Origin of the sequence: Halalkalibacterium ligniniphilum, assembly GCF_000334155.1 — a bacterium.
Taxonomy (GTDB): Bacteria; Bacillota; Bacilli; order Bacillales; family Bacillaceae_D; genus Halalkalibacterium; species Halalkalibacterium ligniniphilum.
In genome coordinates this window covers 1-6,922 of the sequence record NZ_ANNK01000172.1, presented here as the reverse complement: position 1 = coordinate 6,922, position 6,922 = coordinate 1, and the positions used below count along the sequence as shown (strand labels likewise).

Genomic DNA, 6,922 nt, shown 5'->3' with positions numbered 1-6,922 from the left:
TCAAAAGTGACTGGAAGCCGTTTTGTCTTTTATAAAGGTCTAGGTGCTCGTCTAGAGCGTGCTCTTATCAATTTTATGATGGACCTTCATCAAAATGAACATGGCTATGAAGAGGTCTTGCCTCCGTATATGGTGAACCGTGCAAGTATGATTGGAACCGGTCAGCTTCCTAAATTTGAGGAAGATGCATTTAAAATTCGAGAAGCAGACTACTTTTTAGTACCAACGGCTGAAGTGCCAGTGACCAATTTACATCGTGATGAAATTCTTTCAATCGACCAGCTGCCGATCGCTTATACCGCATTTAGTACAAACTTCCGTTCAGAAGCAGGTTCTGCTGGCCGTGATACGAGAGGCTTAATTCGTCAGCATCAATTTAACAAGGTTGAGCTTGTTCGTTTTGTAAAGCCTGAGGATTCGTATGACGAGCTTGAGAAGCTAACGGGACATGCAGAGAAGGTGTTACAGCTCTTAAAGCTTCCGTACCGCGTCATGAGCATGTGTACGGCTGATTTAGGCTTCACAGCTGCAAAGAAATACGACATTGAGGTTTGGATTCCAAGCTATGAGTCATACCGTGAAATCTCTTCATGCAGTAACTTTGAAGACTTCCAGGCTCGTAGAGCGAACATTAAGTTTCGTCGTGAGCCAAAAGGGAAGGCAGAATTTGTTCATACATTAAATGGTTCAGGTCTTGCGATTGGCCGTACAGTCGCTGCAGTTCTTGAAAACTACCAGCAAGAAGATGGTTCCATTGTTATACCTGAAGTGCTTCGTCCATACATGGGAAATGTAGAAAAAATCGGATAATGTCAAAATGAGTGGCACCACTTGATACGATACGGTGCCGCTCATTTTTTTGTTTTAATCGACCGGCACTCAAAAAAAAAAGCTTCTAGCTCAGCTAGAAGCGCTCATTCAATTTTTATTGATTTGGCTGACGTTCACCTGATTGAATTTCTTCCATGTAGTGACATGCAGCCATGTGGCTGTCTTGCATGTAATCGGTTGAACGAAGCTCAGGCGTGTCGGTTTTACATTTTTCAGTTGCAAACGGACAACGTGTATGGAAGCGGCAGCCTGTTGGTGGGTCGATTGGGGATGGAACGTCACCTTTAAGAATGATCCGCTCTTTTTTAATTTCTGGATCCGGAATAGGGATCGCAGATAGAAGTGCTTTTGTATAAGGATGCTGTGGGTTTTCGAAAAGCGACTTTTTGTCAGCAATTTCAACAATTTTACCGAGATACATCACGATCACGCGATCAGAGATATGACGGACGACACCAAGGTCATGGGAAATAAACAAGTATGTTAGTTTAAATTCGCGTTGAAGCTTTTTCAAAAGATTAATAACCTGGGCTTGAATCGATACGTCTAATGCAGAAACGGCTTCATCACAAATAATCAGCTTTGGATTAACGGAAAGAGCGCGGGCAATCCCAATCCGTTGACGTTGACCGCCACTAAATTCGTGAGGAAAACGATCCGCCTGGTGAGCACCAAGGCCAACCGTATCCATCAATTCACGTACTTTTTCTCCACGCTGTGCTTTTGGAATAACGTTTTGAATGTCCATTGCTTCCTCAAGCACTTGACGAACGGTTTGACGTGGATTAATCGATGCATAAGGGTCCTGGAAAATAATTTGTAAATCTTTCCGTTTCTTACGCATTTGAGTTTTGTTCAAAGATAAAAGGTCTTCACCGTCAAACTGAATTTCACCAGCAGTTGGTTCATCTAAACGAAGAATCGCACGACCAGTTGTAGACTTCCCACATCCAGATTCCCCTACGATACTAACGGTTTCACCTTCATAAATGGTAAAGCTAACACCGTCAACTGCTTTTACATGATTAACTGTACGACCAAGCATACCCCCTTTAATTGGGAAATACTGCTTAAGGTTATTGACTTTAAGAAGTTCTTTCTGCATGAACGTTCACCTCCGGATCGCCGTCCCACTCGTCTGAGTAAATCCAACAGCGAATTTGGTTTCCTAGTTCGTCCTGCTCTAAGTCAGGGAGACGTTCCTTACAAATCTCGCTAGCAAACGGGCAGCGAGGGGCAAAACGGCAGCCTTTTGGTAACTCAGCAGGGTTTGGTACAGAGCCTTTAATAACATAAAGCTCTTCGTCCTCTGTATCTTGGTCATGACGTGGTAAGGAGTTTAAGAGACCAACGGTATATGGATGACGAGGATTTTTAAATAACGTCTTCACATCTGCATATTCGACGACTTTCCCACAGTACATAACTGCTACGTAATCACAGGTCTCAGCAACAACACCAAGATCGTGGGTGATCATAATAATCGACATGCCGAGACGGTTTTGTAAATCCTTCATAAGCTCTAAAATTTGAGCTTGAATCGTCACATCAAGTGCGGTTGTTGGTTCATCCGCAATAAGAAGCTCTGGATTACAGGCAAGTGCCATCGCAATCATGACACGTTGACGCATCCCACCAGAAAGCTCATGTGGATATTGATGAACGCGTTTTTCCGGTGATGGGATTCCAACGAGCTTTAACATCTCAATGGAGCGATTTAGTGCTTCTTTTTTTCCAAGACCCTCGTGAATTTTAAAAGACTCACTAATTTGTTGGCCAACCGTATATGTTGGATTTAAAGATGTCATCGGTTCTTGGAAAATCATTGAAATTTCGTTTCCGCGAATTTTGCGCATTTTTGCTTCGCTTTTATCGACAAGGTTTTCACCTTTAAAGATCATTTCACCGCCAATAATTTTCCCAGGCTCTTGGATTAAGCGGAGAATGGAAAGCGAGGTAATACTTTTACCTGAACCAGATTCCCCAACAATTCCAAGTGTTTTCCCTTTCGGTACGGAAAAGGTGACACCATCTACCGCTTTGACCTCCAAGGCATCTGTGAAAAACGATGTTCGAAGGTCACGTACTTCTAAAAGCGTTTCATTTGCTTCAATTTTGGTCGTCACAAGGTTTCACACCTTTCTTAGCTAAAATCAAATTCAGCAAAAGGGGAGATGGCAAGGCTTCCGTTGAAACATGAAACCTTTGAATCTCTTAGGCTTGCTGTTGCCTATCTATCTACTTATCAATCTATATCAATTCGTTTGTTTAAGAAACGGTACGCAATGTCTACAAGTAAGTTTACTAGGACAAACAATAAAGAAATCACTAAAACAGTCCCTTGAACCATTGGAAAGTCTCGCGTACGGATGGCATCAATGATTAAACGCCCTAATCCATTGATAGCAAAGACAGTCTCCGTTAGGACGGCACCACCAAGGAGGGCACCAAATTGTAAACCAACAACAGTAACAACTGGGATTAACGCGTTTTTTAACGCATGTCGATAAACGATTACGCGCTCTTTTACTCCTTTCGCACGAGCCGTACGAATGTAGTCTTGACCAATGACATCTAGCATACTAGAGCGAGTCATCCGGGCGACAATTGCTGCTCCCGCCGTACCAAGTGTAATGACTGGAAGAACAATCTGACGGAACTCTCCCCATCCAGATGGTGCAAACCACCTTGTATTCTCAAAGAATGGTACCCAGCTAGGCAAATCTACCCCTATGGCAAACCACTGAATGAGCATCAATCCTAGCCAAAAATTCGGCATGGAAAGACCAAATAAAGCGATGACCATTAAGGAAACATCTGCAAAGGAGTAGCGTTTTGTTGCTGAAATGATCCCTGCAATTAAACCGAAAAAGACACTTAAAACCGTTCCATAAAAAGCAAGTTCTACTGTTACCCATATTCGTGATGAAATTTCTTCTGACACGTCACGTCCGCTACGTACAGATGTTCCTAAATCACCTTGGACTAGGTTTGCCATATATCGGCCGTATTGGACATAAACCGGGTCATTTAAACCGAGACGTTCTCGAATTTGCTCCACTTGTTGTTCGGGTGCACTCTCACCGGCCATAATTTGTGCTGGATCACCAGGAATGAGGTGCATTAAGCCAAACGTAATAATGGTAACACCTATTATAACTGGAATCGTCTGAAGTAGACGTCTTACAATAAAAGTAAACAATGTGCTGCACCCCTTTTCTAGTTTTTCATCTTCGGATCAAGTGCATCTCTCAATCCGTCTCCAAATAAATTAAAAGCGAGAACGACGATCACAATCGCCAGACCTGGGAATAATGCGACATGTGGAGCGTCATACATATAATTACGTCCATCACTTAGCATGGCCCCCCATTCTGGTGTTGGTGGCTGGGCCCCAAGTCCAAGGAATGACAACGCACTTGCTGTTAATATCGATGTTGCAATACTTAATGTTGCTTGAACAATAAGTGGTGATGTTACGTTTGGAAGAATATGCTTAAAGATAATACGAGCATCACTGGCTCCTAACGCTTTAATGGCGTCAATATATTCAAGTTTTCGCACAGCAAGAGTTGATCCACGAACGATCCTTGCAAAAACGGGCAGGGAGAAAATACCGACCGCAATGATGACATTATTTAAGCTTGCACCTAGAACACTAACAATTGCTAGTGCTAGTAGAATACCAGGGAAAGCGAGTAGAACATCCATGCAGCGCATAATAATCGCATCTACACGTTTTCCATAATAACCGGAAATAATCCCGATCAAGGTGCCTAAAGTGGCTCCGATAAAGACTGAGAAAAAGCCAACATACAACGTAATTGACATACCGTGAATAATTCGACTAAAAATATCACGACCATGATGATCCGTTCCAAACCAGTGCTCTGCCGAAGGGCCAGCTAACTTGTTCATTACGTTTTGAACGTTTGGTTGGTACGGCGTAAAGTAAGGGCCGATTAAAGCAACAATAATAAAGAAGACAATGAGAAACCCACCAACCATTGCTGCTTTATTTTTTTTGATCTTTCTATAGAAGTTTTTCCAACTCTGAATGCGAGGATTTGGTGGCAGGCTCGACGTAGCGGCATTATTGACCGTCTGTTCGCTCATCTTCACGACACCCTTTCTCAAAATGATTTAAATTTTGTCAAAATTTATTGTTATATTACAACCGTTGATTATACCACGTCCTTAGATTTTTACAATGTTAAATAATGTTTTGGAAGAATAATAAAAAGTGTTGCATCTTTTCGATTATTAGTAAAAATAAAAAAACTGCCAGATTCCGTGGACATTTGACCGCCTCTAGTGTACGTCCGCATATTAAAGCGGGAAAGTGTAAAAATCTTATAAAGTTTCTTGTTTTTTTGTAATGCATACGTTATAGTATTATATGATTTTAGTAAATCAAATTTGATATAAAACAGGGGGGTTAAATTGATGAAAGTGTCAAAAAATTCACTTTTATTAATGATGCTTGCACTCATGCTAAGTGTTGTTCTTGCGGCCTGTGCAAGTGAGCCTGATGGCGACAGTGCTCCTGCAGAAGATGCAGATGAAGAGCAAGCAACAAATGGAGAAGGTAGCGGTGGTGACCTAGTCATTGCAACGCTATCAGAAGCGGTTTCGCTTGATCCGCATGGTTCAAATGACACGCCTTCAACTAACATTGCTTCAAACATCTACGAGCAGCTTGTATGGCAAGATGAAAACCTAGAGCTTCAACCGGGGTTAGCTGAAAGCTGGGAACCAATTGATGAAACAACTTGGGAATTTAAGCTTCGTGAAGGAATTAAGTTTCATGATGGGACGGAATTCAATGCTGATGCTGTAAAAGCAAACATTGATCGTATTCTTGATCCTGAAGTTGCTTCACCGCGTTCTTTCTTATTTAACATGATTACGGAAGTTGAAGTGGTTGATCCAACAACAGTACGTTTCCATACTGAATATCCTTTCGCACCACTTCCAGCGCACCTTGCTCATAATGGTGGTGGAATGATTTCTCCTCAATCAATTGAAGAAGACTATGCAGCAATGGAAGCTGGTGAAGAGCCAGGTTCTGTCATTAGTAGCAACCCAGTAGGTACTGGTTACTTCAAATTTGACGAGTGGGCTTCTGGACAATATGTACGTCTTGTCAACAACCCTGATTACTGGGGAGAGCCTGCGAAGCTTGACTCTGTAACGTTCAAGGTTGTTCCTGAAGATTTAACACGTATTGCTGAGCTTGAAACAGGAGATTCACACATTTCTGACCCACTAAGCCCATCTGATGTTTCTCGTGTTGAAAACACAGAAGGCTTATATGTTAACCACCAGCAATCTGTTGCTGTTTCTTACATTGGTTTTAACATGGATAAAGAGCCATTCAATGACGTTCGTGTACGTCAAGCAATCTCAATGGCGATTGACAAAGATCAAATTATCCAAGGTACTTTTGATGGTGCAGGTATTCCTGCCATTGGCCCGATCGCACCGAATGTTTTCGGTTATGATGAGTCTGTAGAAGGTCTTGAGTACAATGTTGAACGTGCGAAAGAATTGCTTGCAGAAGCGGGCTATCCAGATGGCTTCTCAACAACGATCTCTACAAATGACAACCGTGAGCGTATCGATGCTGCGACAAACGTTCAAGCACAGCTTGCGGAAATCGGCATTGATGCTGAAGTTGAAGTAGTAGAATGGGGTGCTTACCTCGAGCAAACAGCAAGTGGAAACTCTGAAATGTTCGTTCTTGGCTGGACAACAGTAACAGGGGATGCTGACTACGGCCTGTATCCGTTATTCCATTCTGATAATGTAGGTGAGCCAGGTAACCGTACATTCCTACGTGATGAAGAGCTTGATGCACTTCTTTTAGAAGCTCGTCAAACAACGGATGAAGCAGAGCGTCTTGCTTTATACAAAGAAGCACAAGAAAAGCTAGTTGAGCTTGCTCCAATGCTTTTCATTCACCACCAAGAGTTCCTCCTTGGGGTACGTGAAGAAGTAAAAGGATTATGGCAGCACCCAACACAGATTCTTATGCTACACGATGTATACATCGAAGAATAAGGATTTGTTGTACGTGAGGCTGGGACAA

Annotated in this window: 6 protein-coding genes; 2 read left to right on the top strand and 4 right to left on the bottom strand. The window is 42.4% G+C overall.

What is annotated here, in order from left to right; translation table 11 throughout:
• The coding region (serS, locus tag BLT_RS0120940; protein ID WP_017729653.1) for a serine--tRNA ligase at nt 1-810 on the top strand (810 nt) is incomplete at its 5' end.
• A gap of 115 nt (nt 811-925) precedes the next feature.
• Here the strand turns inward: serS and BLT_RS0120935 are convergent.
• From BLT_RS0120935 to nikC, 4 genes are all read right to left on the bottom strand, one after another.
• Entirely contained in the window at nt 926-1,936 is a 1,011-nt protein-coding gene (locus BLT_RS0120935) for an ABC transporter ATP-binding protein (RefSeq protein ID WP_017729652.1), read from the bottom strand.
• On the bottom strand, nt 1,917-2,957 hold the full coding sequence (locus tag BLT_RS0120930) for an ABC transporter ATP-binding protein (protein ID WP_017729651.1): 1,041 nt from the start codon (nt 2,955-2,957) through the stop codon (nt 1,917-1,919). Before BLT_RS0120930 ends, BLT_RS0120935 begins: the two co-directional genes overlap by 20 nt.
• 119 nt (nt 2,958-3,076) lie before the next feature.
• Complete coding sequence (locus tag BLT_RS0120925) at nt 3,077-4,033, bottom strand: ABC transporter permease (RefSeq protein ID WP_017729650.1); 957 nt, start codon at nt 4,031-4,033, stop codon at nt 3,077-3,079.
• A 17-nt stretch (nt 4,034-4,050) separates the two neighbouring features.
• Entirely contained in the window at nt 4,051-4,947 is an 897-nt protein-coding gene (gene nikC / locus BLT_RS0120920) for a nickel transporter permease (RefSeq protein WP_017729649.1), read from the bottom strand.
• 330 nt (nt 4,948-5,277) lie between these two features.
• On the opposite strand from nikC, the gene BLT_RS0120915 reads away from it, so the two are divergent.
• A complete protein-coding gene (locus BLT_RS0120915; RefSeq protein WP_017729648.1) occupies nt 5,278-6,894 on the top strand; it encodes a glutathione ABC transporter substrate-binding protein in 1,617 nt (538 codons plus the stop codon).
• The last annotated feature ends 28 nt before the right edge of the window (nt 6,895-6,922 follow it).